Source organism: Micromonospora sp. IBHARD004 (assembly GCF_052814115.1).
Genome location: NZ_CP199934.1, coordinates 1,415,064 through 1,434,668, shown reverse-complemented (window position 1 = coordinate 1,434,668; position 19,605 = coordinate 1,415,064). Strand labels below are relative to the sequence as shown.

General features: G+C 70.1%; 17 protein-coding genes. 6 read left to right on the top strand and 11 right to left on the bottom strand.

Translation table 11 applies throughout. The features are described 5' to 3' along the window. Positions 1–30: 30 nt before the first annotated feature. Both ACTWO6_RS07150 and ACTWO6_RS07145 read right to left on the bottom strand, forming a co-directional pair. The gene (locus tag ACTWO6_RS07150) at positions 31–954 is read right to left on the bottom strand and encodes an RNA polymerase sigma-70 factor (protein ID WP_446218868.1); all 924 of its coding nucleotides are present in this window, start codon (positions 952–954) and stop codon (positions 31–33) included. Positions 955–1,112: 158 nt separating this feature from the next. Continuing rightward, positions 1,113–1,586, bottom strand: coding sequence for a carboxymuconolactone decarboxylase family protein (locus ACTWO6_RS07145; RefSeq protein WP_446218867.1), 474 nt, complete (start codon positions 1,584–1,586; stop codon positions 1,113–1,115). A 434-nt stretch (positions 1,587–2,020) separates the two neighbouring features. Between ACTWO6_RS07145 and ACTWO6_RS07140 the strand changes: the two genes are divergently transcribed. Beyond that, positions 2,021–2,395, top strand: a complete 375-nt coding sequence (locus tag ACTWO6_RS07140) for a hypothetical protein (protein ID WP_446218866.1) — start codon at positions 2,021–2,023, stop codon at positions 2,393–2,395. Here the strand turns inward: ACTWO6_RS07140 and ACTWO6_RS07135 are convergent. Beyond that, complete coding sequence (locus ACTWO6_RS07135; protein WP_446218864.1) at positions 2,377–2,604, bottom strand: IS110 family transposase; 228 nt, start codon at positions 2,602–2,604, stop codon at positions 2,377–2,379. The genes ACTWO6_RS07140 and ACTWO6_RS07135 overlap by 19 nt on opposite strands. 638 nt (positions 2,605–3,242) lie before the next feature. Between ACTWO6_RS07135 and ACTWO6_RS07130 the strand changes: the two genes are divergently transcribed. Next, entirely contained in the window at positions 3,243–4,070 is an 828-nt protein-coding gene (locus ACTWO6_RS07130; RefSeq protein ID WP_446218863.1) for an aldo/keto reductase, read from the top strand. Between the two features lie 422 nt (positions 4,071–4,492). On the opposite strand, the gene ACTWO6_RS07125 is transcribed toward ACTWO6_RS07130, so the two are convergent. The 3 genes from ACTWO6_RS07125 to sigJ all read right to left on the bottom strand — a co-directional run bounded on the left by ACTWO6_RS07125 (position 4,493) and on the right by sigJ (position 7,651). Further along, a complete protein-coding gene (locus ACTWO6_RS07125) occupies positions 4,493–5,707 on the bottom strand; it encodes an RNA polymerase sigma factor (RefSeq protein WP_446218862.1) in 1,215 nt (404 codons plus the stop codon). Continuing rightward, on the bottom strand, positions 5,707–6,123 hold the full coding sequence (locus tag ACTWO6_RS07120; protein ID WP_446218861.1) for a YciI family protein: 417 nt from the start codon (positions 6,121–6,123) through the stop codon (positions 5,707–5,709). Before ACTWO6_RS07120 ends, ACTWO6_RS07125 begins: the two co-directional genes overlap by 1 nt. 613 nt (positions 6,124–6,736) lie before the next feature. Next, positions 6,737–7,651: an RNA polymerase sigma factor SigJ gene (sigJ, locus tag ACTWO6_RS07115; protein ID WP_446218860.1), complete on the bottom strand. Its 915-nt coding sequence runs from the start codon at positions 7,649–7,651 to the stop codon at positions 6,737–6,739. A gap of 78 nt (positions 7,652–7,729) precedes the next feature. Between sigJ and ACTWO6_RS07110 the strand changes: the two genes are divergently transcribed. Beyond that, positions 7,730–8,119 carry a DUF6220 domain-containing protein gene (locus ACTWO6_RS07110; protein WP_446218859.1) on the top strand — a complete coding sequence of 130 codons (390 nt, stop codon included), beginning with the start codon at positions 7,730–7,732 and terminating at the stop codon, positions 8,117–8,119. 556 nt (positions 8,120–8,675) lie between these two features. Here ACTWO6_RS07110 and eccCb read toward each other — a convergent pair. From eccCb to ACTWO6_RS07090, 4 genes are all read right to left on the bottom strand, one after another. Further along, the gene (gene eccCb, locus ACTWO6_RS07105) at positions 8,676–13,001 is read right to left on the bottom strand and encodes a type VII secretion protein EccCb (protein WP_446218858.1); all 4,326 of its coding nucleotides are present in this window, start codon (positions 12,999–13,001) and stop codon (positions 8,676–8,678) included. Positions 13,002–13,004: 3 nt separating this feature from the next. Beyond that, positions 13,005–13,448 (bottom strand): hypothetical protein, encoded by a 444-nt coding sequence (locus tag ACTWO6_RS07100; protein ID WP_446218857.1) that lies wholly within the window; start codon positions 13,446–13,448, stop codon positions 13,005–13,007. A 92-nt stretch (positions 13,449–13,540) separates the two neighbouring features. Beyond that, complete coding sequence (locus tag ACTWO6_RS07095) at positions 13,541–13,891, bottom strand: LPXTG cell wall anchor domain-containing protein (RefSeq protein WP_446218856.1); 351 nt, start codon at positions 13,889–13,891, stop codon at positions 13,541–13,543. A gap of 125 nt (positions 13,892–14,016) precedes the next feature. After that, entirely contained in the window at positions 14,017–14,613 is a 597-nt protein-coding gene (locus tag ACTWO6_RS07090; protein WP_446218855.1) for a hypothetical protein, read from the bottom strand. An 853-nt stretch (positions 14,614–15,466) separates the two neighbouring features. On the opposite strand from ACTWO6_RS07090, the gene ACTWO6_RS07085 reads away from it, so the two are divergent. The 3 genes from ACTWO6_RS07085 (at position 15,467) to ACTWO6_RS07075 (ending at position 18,007) form a co-directional block, all read left to right on the top strand. Beyond that, positions 15,467–16,285 carry a basic amino acid ABC transporter substrate-binding protein gene (locus ACTWO6_RS07085; RefSeq protein ID WP_446218854.1) on the top strand — a complete coding sequence of 273 codons (819 nt, stop codon included), beginning with the start codon at positions 15,467–15,469 and terminating at the stop codon, positions 16,283–16,285. An 82-nt stretch (positions 16,286–16,367) separates the two neighbouring features. Next, positions 16,368–17,162 carry an amino acid ABC transporter permease gene (locus ACTWO6_RS07080; RefSeq protein ID WP_446218853.1) on the top strand — a complete coding sequence of 265 codons (795 nt, stop codon included), beginning with the start codon at positions 16,368–16,370 and terminating at the stop codon, positions 17,160–17,162. Positions 17,163–17,167: 5 nt separating this feature from the next. Continuing rightward, on the top strand, positions 17,168–18,007 hold the full coding sequence (locus ACTWO6_RS07075; RefSeq protein ID WP_446218852.1) for an amino acid ABC transporter ATP-binding protein: 840 nt from the start codon (positions 17,168–17,170) through the stop codon (positions 18,005–18,007). 260 nt (positions 18,008–18,267) lie between these two features. On the opposite strand, the gene ACTWO6_RS07070 is transcribed toward ACTWO6_RS07075, so the two are convergent. Then, complete coding sequence (locus ACTWO6_RS07070) at positions 18,268–19,329, bottom strand: hypothetical protein (protein ID WP_446218851.1); 1,062 nt, start codon at positions 19,327–19,329, stop codon at positions 18,268–18,270. Positions 19,330–19,605: the final 276 nt, after the last annotated feature.

Genomic DNA, 19,605 nt, shown 5'->3' with positions numbered 1-19,605 from the left:
CCGGGTGCCCCTTGCGCACCACTCCCGAGGTCAGTTCGGCTGCCGGCGGGCCTGCTTCACCTCGCGGTCGATGGCCCAGGCGTCGGCGACCGGCCCGATGTGGCCGATCTTGTCGGGATTGATCACCACCTGGAGGGTCTGGATCTGCCCGTCGAGCACATCGAGGGCCAGGACATGAAGCACCTTGCCGTCCCGGTCGCGGAAGACTGCGCCGGGCTGGCCGTTGACCTCGTGCGGCTCGAACGACACGTCGATCCGGATCAGCCAGGGGAAGACCGTGCCCAGCACCCGGGCCACGCTCTCCGCGCCCATGACGGCCTTGGCCAGCTGCGGGGCCTTGCCGCCGCCGTCCCCGACCAGCTGCACATCGGCGGCCAGCAGATCCTGCAGCCTGCCCACATCGCCGTCCTTCAGCGCGTCGAAGAACCGCGTCGCCAGCTTCTGCCGCTCCTGGCGGTTCGCTTCGAACCGCGGCCGCCCGGCCTCCATATGCCGCCGCGCCCGCACCAGCAGCTGCCGGCATGCCGACTCCGAACGCCCCACCGCCACGGCGATCTCGTCGAACCCGAAGGCGAACACGTCCCGCAGCACAAACACCGCCCGCTCCAGTGGGCTGAGCCGCTCCAGCAGCAGCAGTGCCGCCATCGACACCGAGTCGGCCAGCTCCACCGACCGCGCCGGATCCTGATACGGATCGCTCAGCAGCGGCTCGGGAAACCACGGGCCCACGTACTCCTCCCGCCGCATGCGTGCGGAACGCAGTACATCGATCGAGACCCGCGTCACCGCAGCCGACAGAAAAGCCTTGGTCGACGTGGGCCGGGTCGCCGAGCCGTCAAAGCGCAGCCATGTCTCCTGCACCGCGTCCTCGGCCTCGCCCACGCTGCCCAGAATCCGATAGGCGATCGAAAACAGCAGCGGCCGCAGGTCCTCGAACTCCTCGACCTTGCTCACGCCGAATTCCCCCTTGAAGCCTTCCCACCCACCCGGCGGGTACTCGCCAGCCCAGGCATCCCCTGGTGGTCACCCGCGCCATGGGCAGGCCAGAGTAACGCCCCGAGCCCGAGGGCCCGGAGTCCGCAGCCGGACCCCGAGCCACTTGCTGATGCCGTTCAGTGGAACTGCCCAGGCTCGTAGTTGCCAGCCGGCTGACGGGTGATGATGTTCAGACGGTTCACCGCGTTCATGAAGGAGACCAGGATCACCAGGGCGGTGAGCTGCTCCTCGTCGTAGTGCTTGGCGGCGTGCGCCCACACCTCGTCGCTGACCCCACCGGCCGCGTCCGCGACCCGGGTCCCCTCCTCCGCCAGCTCCAGCGCGGCACGCTCGGCCTCGGTGAAGACCGTGGCCTCCCTCCATGCCGTAACCAGGTTCAGCCGCACCGAGGTCTCGCCGGCGGCGGTGGCCTCTTTGGTGTGCATGTCGATGCAGACGGCGCAGCCGTTGATCTGACTTACGCGAAGCGCCACCAGCTCCTGCGTGGCGGTCGGCAGCGGCGAGTCCTTGAGCGCCTTGCCCGCCGACATGAAGTACTTGAGGGCCTTGCCGGCGGTCGGGTCGGCGAAGTAGTTCAGTCGTGCGTCCATGGTGTGCTCCTCTGTGGTCGTTAGTGGCTACACCCCCTGAGACGGGATAGCCCGCCCCCCAGTGACACGGACGAACGTGACCTGCGTCTCCCGGCCGTCGGCGCATTGCAATGCACGTGTCGACCACTGGCGGCACGGTCACCAGGATTAGGTGCGCGGATCTGCCGCCGAGCGGGCGCGCTGGGAGGCAGGAACTCCCGTCACCATCCGTAGGCATCCACCAAAGGCATCGATTCGCCCCCAGCGCACGCACGTGCCGATGTGAGCGTGATTGGGAGTACTCCCATGATCGGTATCAAAGGTGAGGTGCGAGCCGCCTCCGGTGGAGTACTTAGGGCTTCAGCGGCCTACTGCTGATGTAGCCCGGATGCCAGGTGAGGGGCCACTTCAGGGATCGTCCCGGATGCCAACACGGGGTTGAGATCCATAGCCTGATGAACGATGAGGTCGGAACGACACCGGCAAACGACGTTAGTGAGAGGCCCCGGATGACGCCCGGCATTTTGATCCTGATGATCACCGTTGGTGCCGTTGTGGCCCTTATCCTCGCTGGCCGCGCCAGGTGGGTGTTGTATGCCGGTGGCCTCTTGCTCGCTGCGTATCTCATCGCGCGAGCAATCGCAGAACCTTTCGTCATCGACATGTCCGATGGAGCCACCTACAGAAATGATTGGGGCGGTCCTCACCTGGCCGGGGTGCTCGCTGTCCATTGCGGCCCGGGTCTTTTAGCAGCATTGCTGATCGGATGGTTGGTGAGCCGCCGGGTCATGTCCGGAAGGACCGGAGGGGGTCAAGCAAAACCGCTGTGAACCAATTGAGCGATGTGCCGGCCGATGCCGTTGCAGCCCTCCACCGCCCAGAGCCGGTCCTTGTGCTGCCGGCCGAGCTTGAGCATCGTCTGGTAGCCGTCGCGGTCGGTGGTGAACCGGCCCTGGGCAAGGATCTTCTCGCGGTCGTTGATGATCTCGATGGTCGCGGACCGCTTGTGCGGATCCATGCCGATGATGACACCTCTCACGCTCGTCCTCCTCGATCAGACACAGGTGATGTCAGCGAGGAGGGCAGCGCTACTTCGAGCTGGGCAGACCCCTCTTGAGCCTCTCCCGGCCACGGTGACCGGCAGGACGCACGCCAGATGAGAGCCACACCAAACCGCGGTGGGCAGCCGATGAGAGAGCGACCCCGCCGGTCACCTCGACCAAGCCTGGCCGGGCTGCGGTCGTAGCGCCAGTTAACAAGTAGCCGATGAGGGTGCGTTGACTGTCCTGCATGTCGATGCGCTGGCCTTAATGGAACCGATGTCACTTGACCTGGTGGCGCGTCGGCCCGAGGCATGTCGTCGAGGCTGGACGTCGACACGCCACGCGAACGGTCGGCGACCCCCGGGCCGCCAATGAGCGTAGGTGTCCCGGATGGCGGCCCTGTGCGGGAATGTTCACCGGACGGGTCATGCGGGACACCCCGCCGCGCTCAGGCCATCTGAGCTGTGGCGTCCCGTATGAGGTTCCTTGTTCGAGATGGCGCAGACCGGGCACCGCTAATGGACTGGACCTCAATTGCGGTTGAGGTTTTAGGGTGTGGGTCATGCCAACTGCTGAGACGGGAACGCGTCTATCCATGGGTCGCGATACTTTCGGCCGTCAGGGATTCGGCGCGATGAGGTTGCGCGATGGAACCGCCGACGGCACCGACCGCGACCCGGTGGCGGTGGTCCACGCCGCCCTTGATGCGGGCGTCACGATGGTGGACACCGCAGATGCCTACCGGAATGAAGAGCTGGTCGGCCGGGCAATCCGAGGGCGCCGTGATGAGGTGCTGCTGGCCAGCAAGTTCGGGTTGGTATGGCGAGATGAGCTCGCCGGCGGCTTCGATGTACGGGCTGACCGGTCGTACGTGCGGCAGGCGAGCGAGGCGAGCCTGCGACGGCTCGGTGTCGACGTGATCGACCTCTACTACCTGCACCATCGCAGTGAAAAGGTCCCGATCGAGGAAACCGTCGAAGCCATGGCCGAACTGGTCAACCAGGGGAAGGTGCGCGCCCTTGGCCTGTCCAACGTGACGGCGGACGACCTACGCCGCGCACACGCCGTTCACCCGATCGCGGCGCTACAGGAGCAGTGGTCACTGGTGCAGCGCGACATCGAGCAGGAGCTGCTGCCTACCGTGGCCGACCTCGGAGTGGTCGTCGTGGCCCACTCCCCAAACGGTCATGGACTCCTCCACCAGCCTCCGAGCACAGCCGACGAGCAAGTAGCGAGCGGCCTACGCGCCGCACTGGGCGAGATCGCCGGTAGACACGGCACCACGAGCGGGCAGGTCGCACTGGCCTGGGTGCACCACCGGCAGCAGGCACACGGCGTGCCGGTCATCCCGATCCCCGGGACCACCAGCGTCCGCCACCTGCGTTCCAACGTCGCCGCGGCCGACCTAAGCCTGTCCGACGACGACCTGCGCCGGCTCGATACCCTCCGAGCTGCGTCGTGACCCGCACACCGTGTCCGGTAGCGGATCGTCTTACGGGACGGGTTGGACGGGCTTCATGGGTCAACATCGCCAGGCTGCCAACTCCCCGGTGACCGAGCCGCGCTATCGCCCACGCTGCCCCGGACTGAATGAGGATGCAGTCCAAGGTCGGCATTGAACATCATGCCGCTGGTCGGGCGTTGACAGCTCGCCGAGCGGGGACACGTCCGACTCTGCCGATCTGAGCGCGTTCGTCGCTGGTTGCCGCGACCAACGCCGTGGCGGGTACTACGGGCCGGGTCTGCCGACCATTTCGAGGGGTCGGCTCCTAACTTGTCGCGGTCGCCGGCATGGCGGAGCCGCCGCTGCGCCTGGCCGTCGGGGCCGACGCGATCGACGGCATCCGGGCCGCACTCGAATCCCGGCCGGCCGCGCTGGAGAAGTCAGCCCAGCGCGGCCGCCTTGCGCAGCAGCACTGAGCGTTCGCGCTGGTTGGCGCACAGCCGGGCCGCCAGCTCCAGCTCGGCGCGCGCCTCCGGTCGCCGACCGAGACGGGCCAGCAGCTCCCCGCGTACGGTCGGAACCAAATGCGAACCGGGGAGCCGGTCCAAGGCGATCAGCTCGTCCACCATGGCCAGGGCTTGCGCCGGACCCGAGGCCATGGCCACGGCGACGGCCCGGTTGAGCTCGACCACCGGCGAGGGCGCGACCCGGCCGAGCGCCTCGTAGAGCACCACGATCCGGTCCCAGTCGGTCGCCTCCACCGACGGCGCCGACGCGTGGGCGGCGGCGATCGCAGCCTGCAGGCCATAGGGGCCGAGCCCGCGAACCGATGCCTTGGCCAGCGCGGCCAGCCCACGGCGGACCGCCGAGAAGTCCCACCGCCGCCGGTCCTGGTCCGCCAGCAGGATCGGCGAACCATCCGGGCCGGTCCGGGCCGGGAAGCGCGCGGCCGTCAGCTCGCACAGCGCGAGCAAACCGTGCACCTCCGGCTCGTCCGGCTGCAGCGCGGCCAGCGTGCGGGCCAGCCGGATCGCCTCGTACGCGACGCCGGGGCGTAGCAGTCGGTCGCCCGACGTGGCCGTCGACCCCTCGGTGAAGATCACGTAGACGACGCTGAGCACGCCGCCCAGCCGTTCCCGGCGCTCACCGGCCGGCGGCAGCTCGAACGGCACCCCGGCCGCCGCGATCGTCTTCTTCGCCCGGGTGATGCGGGCCTGCACGGTCGGCACGGGTACCAGGAACGCGCGGGCGATCTGTTCGGTGGACAGGCCGCCGACCACGCGCAGGGTCAGCGCCACCCGGGCCTCGGGGGAGAGCACCGGGTGGCAGCTGACGAACATCAGCGCCAGGATGTCGTCGTCGATCCGGTCGGGGTCGATGTCCTCGTCGACCACCGGGTCAGCCGCCAGCAGGGCGTATCGGTCCTGCAGGGCGGTCCGGCGGCGGATCGCGTCGATCGCCCGCCGCCGGGCCGTGGCCATCAGCCAGCCGGCCGGATTGGCCGGAGAGGTGAGCGGCCACGACACCAGCGCCTCGGCCACCGCCTCCTGGGCGGCATCCTCGGCCAGCCCGAAATCGCCGGTGAACCGGGTCAGCGCGGCGACGATCCGCGCCGACTCGATCCGCCAGACGGCCTCGACGTCGACCGTACCCATCAGATCCGGCCGGTGCTCTCGCTCCCGGCCCGTTCCTCGACGGCCCCCTCGTTGTCCTGCGGCATCTCGTCGTCCCCGGCCACCCGCCGGATCTCGATCTTGGACCCGGTGACCGACGGGACCCGCTTGGCCCACTCGACCGCCTCCTGCTTCGAAGCGACATCGAGCAGGAAGTAGCCCCCGAACAGTTCCTTGGTCTCTCCGTACGGCCCGTCCGTGACCACCGGGGCCTCGCCGCTGAAGTCGACCACGACGCCCTGGCCCGCATCGTCCAGCCCTTCGGCCGCGACGAACACGCCGGCCTTGACCAGCTCCTCGATGTAGTGGTACGTCGTGGCCGCCAACTCTTCGAACCCGGCCATCAGGGCCGCGTTCGACTCATCGGTGCCCCGCATGATCAGCATGTACTTCGGCATCGCGTTCTCCTCGTCCGGCGGGGCCGCCTCTCGGCCCTCGCACTCGCACCCACACGTCGAACGAGCGGCCCGCGGATCGACATGGCCCCGGAGAAATCTCTCGCCGCGACGCAGCCGAATCCGTCCGAACCGCGTTGCGCCCGTCAGACCTGGCCCTGAGCGATGGCTGACGCGGACGCCATGCTGATCAGAAAGCTTATCGTCGCAGCTTTGGAAGGCGGCGACGCTCACACGGATCTGCGGAAACCATTCGGTACGCGCTCAGTGATTTCTTTCCGCTACCTGGCTGAAGAGAGGGCGACGGGAATCTTTAGCGGCGTTTCGCCCGCGGCGCACTCTCTTGCCGCTGACAACGCGCCGCCCCGGCGATGCGGCTGGCCGGACACGGTCGGGCGGACCACTGTGATTGTCTCGGCGGTCCGGCGACGGACCATGTGACTCAGGTTGGCGCGCGGCGCGGCTCCGAAGGGGCTGTGCCGCGCACTCGGGCAAGCCCCGACCACAACGCGACCACTGCAGCATTCGTCCCTCACTCACATAGGTTTAGTGGTACCTGCGACGCTGTCTCGGTCCATGTAGAGCTCGATGGTCACGTCAGCCTTGCGCGGCACGATCAGGCGGCGGTCCAGGGCCGGAGCTTCCCCGGGTTGCGTACCGCCCAGATCTGGTTGATGCGGTCACCGACGATGTCGAACGCGATCACCATCACGGTGACGCCGTCCCGCTGGGCCACCAGGCCGGGCCGGCCGTTGACCGTGCGCTCCAGCATCGTCATCCCGGGCGCACGGCCGGTGATGTCGACGGTGTAGCGCGCGATCTGCTCACTGCCCTCAACTGGGCGGAGCAGCGCGTTGACGAGGCCGCCGCCGTCGGCGATCGCCGTCGCGGCGGGGTCGAGGAGGTCGATGAGGGCCTCGATGTCCTTGGCCTCCCACGCCTGTTTGAAGGCTCTGACAATGTCGGCCTGCCGGCTCGCCGGGGTGGTGGGAGCCTGCGCGGCCTGGACGCGGCGACGGGCCGAGGAGGCCAGCTGGCGGCAGGCCGCCGGCGTACGCCCCACGATCTCGGCCACCTCCCCGAACGGGTAGCGGAAGACGTCGTGCAGGATGAACGTGACGCGCTCTGCCGGGGTCATCGACTCGAGCATCACCAGGAACGCCATGTTGATCGACTCATCGAGGGTGACGCGGTCGGCCGGGTCGACCGGCCGTCCGGTCAGCCACTCCGCGGGTTCGGGCAGCGGCTCCGGGATCCACTCGCCCACATAGCGCTCCCGCCGGGCCCGCGCCGAGCCGAGCACGTCCAGACAGATACGGCTGGTGACCGTGGTCAGCCAGCCGCCGGGCGACGCGATGGCCTCCTGTTGCTCGCGCGACATTGCATACCAGCGGGCGTAGGTCTCCTGCACGGCGTCCTCGGCGTCGGCCAGGGATCCGAGGAGCCGGTACGCGAGGTTGATCAGCTGACCCCGCTCGCTCATGATCGCACTCAGCGTCGGGCCGAGCTCTGGCGCGGATGGGGTGCTCATGGGCCCTCACATTTCGGGGTGCTGCGTCGTCGGACTCCATGCGACATCATCCCGTACGCACCTCAAGGAGTTCCCCTCATGCGTAAGGCTTTCGCCGCACTGGCGTACCTGCTCGTGTTCATCGTCGTAGCCCAGTTCGTCTTCGCCGCGACGGGCGCGTTCAGTACAGCGCCCCACGAAGAGTCCTTCGGGCCGCACCACGCGCTTGGTTATGTGATCTTCATCGTGCCCTTGGTGATGGTGATCCCCGCCGCGCTGGCCCGGGTGCCGGGACGGATCTACGGGTTGGCGGCCCTGGTCGCCGGGCTGACCGGTCTCCAGGTGGTGATCGCGGAGCTCGCCAAGTCGTACAGCGGCAGCACGGCCGGCGAGATCGTCTCCGGCCTGCACGCAGTCAGCGGCCTGGCCATCCTGGCGGTGGCCGGGATGATCGCCCGGCAGGCGCGAAGAATCACCCGCGCTTCGTGATCCCGCTTTAAGACCGCACCGCTGCGGATCTGCGCGGCGGAGGCCGTCCCGCGATCGAGGTCGCGGGTGCCGAGCAGGACCGTGTGGCCACCAGCGAGCCAACGGCAGCGGCGACGCATCCGCACCACATCAACATAGGTAAGGATACCGAAGCCGTGTGCATGTTGCTGGTCGGTGAGCGATTGGCACCCGAGCACTGGCGCGCGGGCCGAGGCCGGGACGACGCCGACGAGACGCTGCGCCGGCTCACGCAGCGGCTCGAGGCGGCGGCCGAGGCGTACCGGCTCGTCGCCGAGGCGCTCGCCGCGCGGGACCGGGAGCTCACCCGGCCCGACTCGCCATCACCGAGACCATCGCCGAGGCCCGGCGGGTCGGTCTCGTCGTCACCCCGGAGGGCACGGTCACGGCGGCGGGCGGCGCCCCCATGGCCGTACGGGCGCTGGCCCGCCGGCTCTCCGCCGTCGTCGCCGAGGCCATGGCGGAGGCGGCGGCGCGGGCGCGAGTGGCCGACCTGCTCGACGCCCTGCTCCCGCCGCGCTGACCTGCCCGGCGTCGGTCAGGGCTCCGACCAGGCGGTCTGGACGACCCGCGCGTCGTCGCGCCGGCGGACCAGGGTCCCCCGGCCGGCCGGCAGCGGCTGCGGCCGCAACCCGCCCAGGATCGCCCCCTCCTCCCGGTTGCCGGACATCAGCAGGCCCGGCGAGTCCAACTCGCGCAGGTGTTGCAGCACCGGCTCGTAGAGCGCCCGGGCGGCGCCGCCAACCCGCCGGGCGATGATCAGGTGCAGGCCGATGTCCCGGGCCTGCGGCAGCAGGTCGTAGAGCACGCTGAGCGGGTTGCTGCCGCCGCTGGCCACGAGGTCGTAGTCGTCCACCAGGAGATAGAGGTCGGGCCCGTGCCACCAGCTCCGGTCGCGCAGCTGCTGCGGAGTGACCTCGGGGCCGGGCAGCCGGTTCGTCATCGCCTCGCGGATCGCGCCGAGCCCCTCGGCGAGGACCTGCCGGGAGGGGGCGTACTCCAGCAGGTGGTCGCCCTCGACCGCGCCGAGCAGGCCACGACGGTAATCGGCGATGACCAGCCGGGCCTGGGCGGGCGTACGGCGGGCCACGATCTGCCGGGCGATGAGCCGGATCAGGTTCGTCTTGCCGCACTCCGCGTCGCCGAAGACGATGAGGTGCGGTTCCCGGTCCAGGTCGAGGTGGACCGGGGCGAGCGACGACTCGTCCAACCCGATCGGCAGCCCGGTCCCCGACGGGTCGCTCAGCTCGTTCAGCTCGGCCACCAGCAGCTGACGCGGCAGCAGCCGCACCGGCGGGGCCGGCCGCCCCGGCCACGCCCCCGCGACCCGGTCCGCCAGCTCGACCGTCGCCTCGGCCAGGTCCTCGACGCCGTTCCGGCCGTCGATCCGGGGCAGGGCGCTCAGGAAGTGCAGCCGGCCCGGGGCCAGCCCACGCCCCGGCGACCGGGGCACGTTCGCCGCCGCACGCCGGTCGATCTCGGACTCGCTCGGGTCGCCGAGCCGCAGCTCCAACCGGCTGCCCAGCAGGTCCCGCAGGGTGGGTCGGACCTCCAGCCAACGGGCCGCGGTGAGCACCACGTGGATCCCGAAGCCCAGGCCCCGCCGGGCGATGCCGGTGACGACCTCCTCCAGCTCCTCGTACTCCTGCCGCAACGCGTTCCACCCGTCCACCACGAGGAACACGTCACCGAACGGGTCGTCGGCGAACTCCCCGGCCGCCCGGCGCGCCCGGTACGACGCCATGGACTCCACGCCGCCGGCGGCGAAGCGGGCCTCCCGGGCGTCGAGGACCGCGCTCACGTCGGCGACCGTACGCCGCACCGCCTCGGCGTCCCGGCGGGTGGCGACGCCGGAGACGTGCGGCAACCGCTCCAGCGCCCGCAGCGCCCCGCCGCCCAGGTCCAGGCAGAAGAACTGCACCTCCCGCGGGGTGTGGGTCAGCGCCAGCGAGGCCACGATCGAGCGGAGCATGATGCTCTTGCCGGAGAGCGGCGCGCCCACCACGCCGACGTTGCCGCCGCCCCCGCCCAGCTCCAGGCGCAGCGGCTCGCGGCGCTGTTCCTTGGGCATGTCGACCAGGCCGACGGTCGCGGTCAGCAGCCGCCGGTCCCGGGCGACCGTGAGGCCCCGGACCGGGTCGCGCGTCAGCGGCGGGAGAAGTTCGTCCAGGGTGGGCGGTTCGGCCAGCGGCGGCACCCAGATCTGGTGGGCCCGGCTCCCCCGGCCGCGCAGCCGCTCCACCACGATGTCGAGCGGGCTGCGCCCGACCACCTCCGGCGGGACGGCGGCACCGGCCGCCACCGGCGGCCCCGAGACGTACGCGGCGCGGAAGCGGGTCATCGTCGTGCCCGCCTTCAGGTAGCCGTGGCCGGGCGCCCTCGGCAACTCGTACGCCTCCGGCACGCCGAGCACGACCCGGCTCTCCATCGCGGAGAAGGTCCGCAGGCCGATCCGGTACGACAGGTGGCTCTCCAGGCCCCGCAGCCGCCCCTCCTCGAGCCGCTGGCTGGCCAGCAGCAGGTGCACCCCGAGGGACCGGCCGACCCGGGCCATCTGGACGAAGACGTCGATGAACTCGGGTCGCGCCGTGAGCAGCTCGGAGAACTCGTCGCAGATCACCAGCGTCGTGGGCAGCGGGGGCAGCTGGGCGCCGGCCGCCCGGGCCCGCTCGTAGTCCCAGCGGCTGGCGTGGTTGCCGGCGGCGCGGAGCACCTCCTGCCGGCGGAGCAGCTCGCTGGTCAGCGCGTCCGCCAGCCGGTCGATCAGCGCCAGGTCGTCGGCGAGGTTGGTGATCAGCGCACTCACGTGGGGCAGCTCGGCCAGCGGGCCGAACGTCGCGCCGCCCTTGAAGTCGATCAGCACGAGGTTGAGCTCGTCGGGGGAATGGGCCGCCGCGAGCGCCAGCACGACCGTCCGCAGCAGTTCGCTCTTGCCGGACCCGGTCGCCCCCACCAGCAGGCCGTGCGGGCCCATCCCGTCCTGGGCCGACTCCTTCAGGTCGAGCAGCAGCGGGCGCCCCCAGTTGTCGAGACCGACGGGCACCCGCAGGTAGTCCGGCCCGAGCGGCGTGTGCCGTCCCTCGAATTGCCACAGCGCCGCCCGGTCCGGCACACCGAGGACGAGCAGGGTCTCGTCCGGCTGCTCCACGTCCCGGGTGGGACCGGTGGTGGGCGTCGTCCCCGCCGACGCCGTCCCCCAGGCCTCGGCGATCACCGACACCATCACCCCGCCGCTGTCCGGCACGCCGGCCTCGACCTCCGCCTCACCCTCGGCGTCACCGGCCGACAGGTCCGGCAGCGCGATGCGGAAGGTACGCCGACCGTGGATGGCCCAGCCGGGCAGGTTGAGCGGCAGGCGGGCCGCCTGGTCCGGGTTGATCAGCGACTCGTGCGGCTGCGACAGGCGGGTCTCGATCCGGGTCTGCGGCAGCTCCCGCAGCTCCTCCGGGATGACCCGCCAGCTGCGCTCCGCGATGACGACGTGGACCCCGTACCCGAGGCCCTTGTTGGCCAGGTCGACCACGCGCGGGGTGAAGTCGGGACGCAGGTTGGCGAAGTCCTGCCAGCGGTCGACGACCAGGAAGACGTCCGGGCAGGGCCCGGCGTCGAGGTCGGCCCGCCGGGCCCGCAGGCTCGCCGGCGACTCCAGCTCGTGGTGGCGGAAGAGCTGCTTGCGGTCGAGGACGTCCTGCTCCAGCCGGTCGAGAAGCTTGCTGACCTCGGCCACCTCGTCGTCGCCGCGCACCTCCCGCACGTGCGGCAGCCGCCGCATCGGCCCGAGCCAGTTCCCGCCGGACTCCAGGCAGTTGAACGCCACCTCGTCGGCGGAGTGGGTGAGCGCCAGCCCGCCGATGATGGTGCGCAGCAGGGTGGTCTTGCCGGTGCCGGCGCGGCCGACGACCAGCAGGTGCCCCTCGGAGGAGGCCAGGTCCAGCCAGACCGGCTCCCCGGCAGGCTGGTCGATCCGCTGCGCCTGACCGACCGGCACCTTGAGCAGGCCGCGCCGCCGCCAGGCGGTGGCGCAGAGCTTCACCTCACCGGCCGGCTCCAGCGGCCCGAGCAGGTCGCCGAGGCGGGGATCCCGCTGGTCCCGGTGGCGCCCCTGGCGGTGGTGCCCGTCCCGGGAGAGGGCGATGTGGATCTCGTCGCTCGCGTTGCCGAACTGGCACGGCGTCTGCGCCGACCGCTTGGGCAGCTCCAGGTGCACGTACCGCCAGAGGTCGTCCGGAGTGATCCGGCCCTGGCCGCTGATGTCCGCGGCGCCGGTGCTCAGCCCCTGGATGATCGTCTCGGTGAAGGCCGACCGCAGCCGGGGCTCGGTGTCGGAGGCCGGGCGTCCGTCGTCGGCCCGCTCCACCGAGTTGGTCGCGGTGATGACGTACCGGCCGTAGCCGGTCTTCAGCTCGCCGTCGATGGCGAGGTCGTCGGTGGTCTTCAGGCCGTGCCCCTCGAACGCCCCGCTGTAGCAGCAGTCGAGCAGGATGACCGAGCTGGCCGCGTCCGACTCGTCGAGCAGCTCCCGGACGAAGGAGGCGGAGATCGCGGTCGACGAGAGGTGATCCACCTCGGTGTTGGCCACCGCCAGGTGCAGCCGGCCCCGCTTGCTGGTGCGGACACCGTGCCCCGAGAAGTAGAGCAGGACGAGGTCTTCCGGGCCGGCCGCCCGGAGCATCGACTCGATCGCCCGCTCGATGGAGCTCTTCGACTCGTTCTCCAGCAGCACGGTCTGGTCGAAGGCGCCGACGTCCGCGTCGGCCAGCAGGCTCAGCAGGTCCCGCGCCTCCTCCCGGGGCGCGTAGAGGTCCGCCAGCGAGTCGTCGATGTACCGGTCGTTGGCGATCAGCAGTGCCCGTCGCTGTCCCACGGCTCAGCTCCCGGTGGGGGCGCCCCCGCCGTTCCCGTGCGCCGCGGGCAGCGCGGCGCCCGCCGAGGGTTCGGTCGTCGCGGGTACGCCCAGCAGCCGGGCCAGCTGCTCGACGAGCTGCGGGTCCACCCGGGTCGACCCGGTGACGACCAGCTCGTTGTCGCCGCTGCGGAGCCGGATCGAGCGCGCCCGGACCCGGTCCGCGTACGCGACCGCGATCCGGGCGATCGCCTGCATCGTGGTGGCGGAGAAGAGCCCGCCGACGGCGAGCATTCCCAGCTCCCAGGCCTGCGGCGACTTGCCGTGCGAGGTGGCCGGCGACTGCGCGTACCCGACCTGCAACCCCCGGACCGTGCGCAGGTCCTCGGCGAGCCCGGTCGCGAGCGCGTCGACCCGCTCGGCGGGCAGCGGCGCGGACGGCTCGATCAGCAGGGAGAGTTCGGGCACAGCACACCTCCGGCAGCACGACTGTCTACATTCAACACCACCAACGTGAGTGCCCCGGCCCCAGACGGACCGGGGCGCTCGGAGAATGGGCGTTACGCGACGAACCGGGTCCGGCGCCGGCGGGCCACCAGGTAGCCGACACCGCCGAGCAGCAGCAGCGCCGCGCCGGTGCCCGCCACGGTGGCGGTCTTCGAGCCGGTCACCGGCAGGCCCCCGCCGTCGCCGCCGCCCGCGCCCGGAGCGGCCGGGCTGGCGCTGGGCACGCCGGTCGTCGAGCTCGCGGTCGCCGTCGGGCTCGCGGTCGCCGTCGGGCTCGCCGAGGCCGTCGGGCTGGCGGTCGGGGGCGCGACCAGGCTGGCGTACACGAAGTTGATCGGTCGAGGCATGCTCGGCAGCGGCAGGTCCCGGGGCGCCAGCGTCAGCGTCGACCCGCTGCCACGCACCGGCGTCGTGCCCTGACCGGCATCGCCCTCCGGCCTCCAGGATGGAGGGTGGCCCGGAACCGAATATGCCGCTGGCCGGCACCCCGTGTCTTGGGGTGCCGGCCAGCGGCGTATTGCTTCACGGGTCAGCTGTTCCAGTGCTGGGCGACCAGGTCGGCGGCCTGCTTCTCCCACTGGGCGTAGGCGTCCGGGTAGGCCGACACCTGCACCGTCTGCGCGGCCTCGGTCAGCGGCATGTCCCGCCACCCGTCGACCTGCTTCAGACCCTTCTCGAACGCCAGGGTCGCGTACTCCGGGTCGGTGATCTGCTCCGGCGTACCCCAACCACTCGACGGGCGCTGCTGGAACAGGCCCAGCGAGTCATGGTCGTTGGCGTCACCCAGGTGACCCAGGTTCTCCAGCTTCGACTCCTGCAGGCTGGTCGCGATCGAGATGACCGCGGCCCGCTCCGGCAGACCCGCCTTCTTCGTCGCGGCGATGATCGCCTTCGCGTTGCCGGTCTGCTCATCGTTCAGGGTGATCTTCGACTGGGCGCCCTGCACACCGTGCGGGATCAGCTTCTTCTTGTCGACACCCGGCTTGTCAGCCTGCACCGCGACCGCGACGGGCTTGCCAGCCACCGGGGTGGTGTCGGCGTGAGCGGCGATCGGACCGGCGAACACACCACCGGCAAACGCCAGACCAGCAACACCCAGCACGCTCTTACGAATGATCGAAGTCATGATGAAGCTCCTTGGGGGGTTGGCGCACACCCGGTGGGGGCCGGGAGATGCGCAAGCACCGTCAGGCGCTCACAAGCACAAGGGGGGAAGTCTCTGCCCGGTCCGACCGCGGGGCGGGTGCCTCTTCGCGGCACCGGGACCATGTGTAACGACCGGCAGGCCGCCATCATTCCGGGGCCCAACCATCGGCCCGGTCGAGCGGGCCAGGTACTCGGTCGTACGCCAGATGTAACGACCCCCGGCCGGCCACGATTCCGCCGCCAGGATGCCGCCGGTCACACCCGGAAACGGGACATCCGACCCAGACCACCCGCCATCCCTCCGGGCGGACCGGACATCCGGCACCACATCCCCGATATGGCGGTATCCGCCCCCGGGCATCGCCACATCGGCGACATGCAGCCGATCACGCACATCAAGCACCGAACACAGGCGAGACCGCCCGAGCCGGACACGACGGGCCGCCCGCCCCACCGTGGAACGGTGTGGGGGTCGGCTGGGACGCGCGACATCTGGCCCGATATCCGGCGGGAGCGCTGGAGGCCACTCCAGCCGAACGGCAGCGGTGGCGAGAGTGGCGCCGGCAACGGTGAGTGGCGGCGTCTGCCGCGCCGACGGCCGGACGGGCTGTCGCGGAGAGAGGTCCCGACGCTGGTCACGGTCTGCTCCTCCGAAGACCGCGTCCGGTTACTTATCGAGTGTCGGGTTTACTGACCGTGACGGTCACAGCATCGGCTCAAGGACCGGCGTGATCTAGGTACGGCTCGTCAAATCAGGTAGCGTCGCCTGTCACACCGTCTTTGCACCAACCCTGGCTGCCCGTCATAGGGGGCCGAATCGGAGGGACACAGCCGTGAGGTTCGATAGCGCAGTCCGCAAGGCTGGCCTCGTCGTGGCGATCGCCGCCCTCGCGGTGAGCGCGGGATGCGCCAAGAAGGACGAGAGCGAGGTCCAGGCGAACGGCGTCAAGCTCATCGAGAAGGGCAAGCTGACCGTCTGCACCCACCTGCCGTACGCGCCCTTCCAGTCGAAGGATGCCAGCGGCAAGGTGATCGGGTTCGACGTCGACGTGATGGACCTGGTCGCCAAGGAACTGGGCGTCGAGCAGACGATCGTCGACACGCCGTTCGAGGGCATCAAGTCCGGCCAGGACCTGAACACGGGCAAGTGCGACGCGGCCGCCGCCGGCATGACGATCACCGAGGAACGGCAGAAGGTGATGAACTTCTCCGATCCTTACTTCGACGCGACCCAGGCGATGTTGGTCAAGACCGGCAAGCCGTACAAGTCGCTCGACGACCTCAAGGGCAAGAAGCTCGGCGTCCAGGCCGCGACCACGGGCCGTGACTACGCCCGGAAGTTCGAGAAGGAGAAGGGCCTGCAGCTCGTCGAGTTCGAGGATCTCGCCGCCCTGCAGCAGGCCCTCGCCAACGGCCAGATCGAGGCCGCCGTCAACGACCTGCCGGTCTGGACCGAGTACATCAAGGAGCACCCGGGCGGGTTCGAGGTGACCGCCGAGTTCGACACCGGCGAGCAGTACGGGTTCTCGGTGAAGAAGGACAGCAACCCGGAACTGCTCAAGAAGATCAACGAGGTGCTGGCCAAGGCCAAGCAGGACGGCACCTACGACAAGATCTACGAGAAGTGGATCGGCAAGCAGCCGAACTCCTGATTGAAGCTCGTGGCGGGAGGGCGCGCGCCGAGCGCGCCCTCCGCGTACGCAACCTCCCCGTAGGCAAGGAGCGTCTCGAACCGTGAAGCTGCGACGCCGCCAGCGAGAGCGGCTGTCCCTCTGGCTCCAGTACCTGGCCTTCCTCGCCATCATCGCCGTGGTGATCTTCGCCGCGGACTGGGGCAGGCTGAGGGACGCGTTCTTCCGCGTCGACATCATCGAGTCGATGTTCCCGACGATCATCACCGTCGCGCTGCGCAACACGATCCTCTACACACTGGGTGCGTTCGCCTTCGGCCTCGTGTTCGGCACCATCCTCGCGCTGATGCGGCTGTCCCGGGTGGCTCCGTACCGCTGGTTGGCGACGGCGTACATCGAGCTGTTCCGGGGTCTGCCCGCGCTGCTGGTGCTCTTCCTCGTCGGGTACGGCATTCCCATCGCCTTCCCGGAGCGGGAGATCCCGGGCGGCGTGTTCGGTTCGATCGCGATCGGTCTCGGGTTGACCGCCGCGGCGTACATGGCCGAGACCATCCGGGCCGGCATCCAGGCCGTGCCGAAGGGACAGATGGAGGCGGCGCGCACCCTCGGCATGTCGCACTTCACCGCGATGCGCACCATCGTCATCCCGCAGGCGTTCCGGATCGTGATCCCGCCGCTGACGAACGAACTCATCCTGCTCACCAAGGACTCGTCGCTCGCCTACGTGCTCGGCGTGACGGCACAGACCATCGAGGTCACCAAGTTCGGTCGGGACACGCTGAACGACCGGGTGAACGCCACCCCGCTGCTGGTGGCCGGCCTCACCTACCTGGCGATCACCCTGCCCCTCTCCCAGGTGGTACGACGCCTCGAACTCCGCTACGCCAAGGCTCGGTGACCCACATGACGACAACGCAACCCCGGCCCGCCGTCGAGATCCGCGACCTGCACAAGTCCTTCGGGCCGCTCGAAGTGCTCAAGGGCATCGACTTCGAGGTCGGCCACGGCGAGGTGGTCTGCGTCATCGGGCCGTCCGGGTCCGGCAAGTCGACGCTGCTGCGGTGCGTCAACCTGCTGGAGGAGCCGACGGCCGGCAAGATCTGGGTGAACGGGGTCGAGATGACCGACCCGGATGTCGAGATCGACTCGGTACGCCGCGGCATCGGCATGGTCTTCCAGTCGTTCAACCTCTTCCCGCATCTGACCGTGCTGAACAACCTCACCATCGCCCAGCGCCGGGTACTCCGGCGCGGCCGCGCCGAGGCCGAGCGGATCGCGCGGGACAACCTGGAGCGGGTCGGCCTGACCGACAAGGCCGACGCGTTCCCGACGCAGCTCTCCGGCGGGCAGCAGCAGCGGGCGGCGATCGCCCGCTCGCTGTCGATGGAGCCCAAGCTGATGCTCTTCGACGAGCCGACCTCCGCGCTCGATCCGGAACTGGTCGGCGACGTGCTCACCGTCATGCGCAAGCTGGCCGAGGACGGCATGACGATGATGGTGGTCACCCACGAGATGGCGTTCGCCCGGGACGTCGCCGACCGGGTCGTGTTCATGGACGGCGGCGTGGTGGTCGAGCAGGGGCCGCCGCAGGAGGTGCTCGGCGCGCCGCGGCACGAACGGACCCGCTCGTTCCTCTCCCGGGTCCTCGACCCGACCCATGTCGCGCAGCTTGGTCAGCCCGACCAGTCCCCCGAGCCACCGGAGCTGCCTGGCCTGCCGGCCGACGACCGCCACAACCTGTGACAGCCGTTCATCGCGACTTTGTGCACGCCGGTCGAAGCGCGTGGCCGGGTCGACGTCGATGAGGTGCCGCAGGGCCGCACGTCGCACCGCTGAAGCACGAGCGGCTGCCGGTGATCACGGATGATCGCCAGCTGACCCACCGCGAGTAGCAACATCACTCTTGCTCGGCCGGCACAAGAGCTGGAAGTTGACGGCGCCCAAGGCACCGTGGTTGCCGAGGCCGCATCGCCGCGGCCCGGATGCCCATGAGGAGCCAATGGCTACCCGCGCTGCGAGGGCTTGACCAGGCTCAGCCAGCGCGCGGCCTCGTCGGCTCGCAGCGGGCCGTGCACGGTCACCGTCGGACGCATCAGCGGGTACGGACGACCGGCATTCCAGGTCCGTTGGTACGGCGGCGGGTCGACGACGACCACCCGCATCCCTTCCAGCTTCGGGATGTCGGCGGGTCTTCCCTCGTTCCAGATCCACTCGCCGGCGGCGTCGACCAGGTTGAAGTTTCCCCGGATGCCTCCCGGGGGCGTCAGATCCTCGCAGTCGGAGGCTGCCGCGATCTCCGCAGCGCTCGGCCGCTGTCCCGGCAGCATGCCCCGTGACTCGTCGCCTATCAGCGCGGCCGCGAGCAGCGTGTGGAGTTGGAAGTTGTCGCCGATGCCGCTGATCGTCACCCGGAAGCCACGTCCGGTCGCCCGATGCAGCACGATCAGTGGCTCCTCGTCCAGGACCAGCAGCAACCCGTACAGCCAGTGCGCCGTGCCGATCTGCTCACGCGTCGCGTCGATCGCGGCGGTGAGCCGGGGCCGCTCGGGCAGCATGGCCCGCACATCCTTGCGCTGCGATAGATACAGCACCGGCTGCACCCACTGGCCGCCACAGAACCACGCCTCTACCAGCCCCGCAGCGTCCTGCTCGGTCATTCCGCGCTCGGCGGCGCTACTGACGAACCGCTCGAGCGTTGACTCGATCTGCGCTGGGTCCTCGGCATCCGGTACGGCCCCGAACGCCGCCCGGTGCAGTTGCTCGAAGCGCGCCGCCTGCTCCATTGCGCCGGTCGCCCGGTTGACGAGTGTTGGCACCACAACGGCCGGATCCGTGCCATAGTCCGCCATGCTGCCGGCAAGCTGGGCGAGGTCGCCGCCCATCCCGAACGGGATCTGCTCGAGGACCGGCACCAGCCTGCCCAAAGCCGCTTGCACCTCGTCGCGGCGAGCCTTGGGCGTGGCGCGGGCCACTCCCTGAAGCGCCGCGAAGAATCGCTCGTCGTCGCGGTTTTCCACCGCTCCGACGAGGTCGTTGACCCGCTTGCCAAGACTCGCACCGAACACGCCGGCGATCCTAGTGTCAACACCGCTGGGCCGGGTGCCCGCGTGCCGGGCCTCCATCCAGAGGGGCCGACCCGCGTCGGGCGTCGGCCGTCACCTGCCCACCGACGAGGAGGTGACCGCACAACCGGCCCAGACATCGGAAGTCAAGCCTGTCAATCAACGCGGTCGAGCTGGCGAGCCCGATTGGCGTCAACGCCTCGGCACAGTCGCTGCGCTCGTCATTGTCGAGTTGCTCGTCCGGAACAGCCAACGTGAGAGCAGAAATGCTGAACGGAG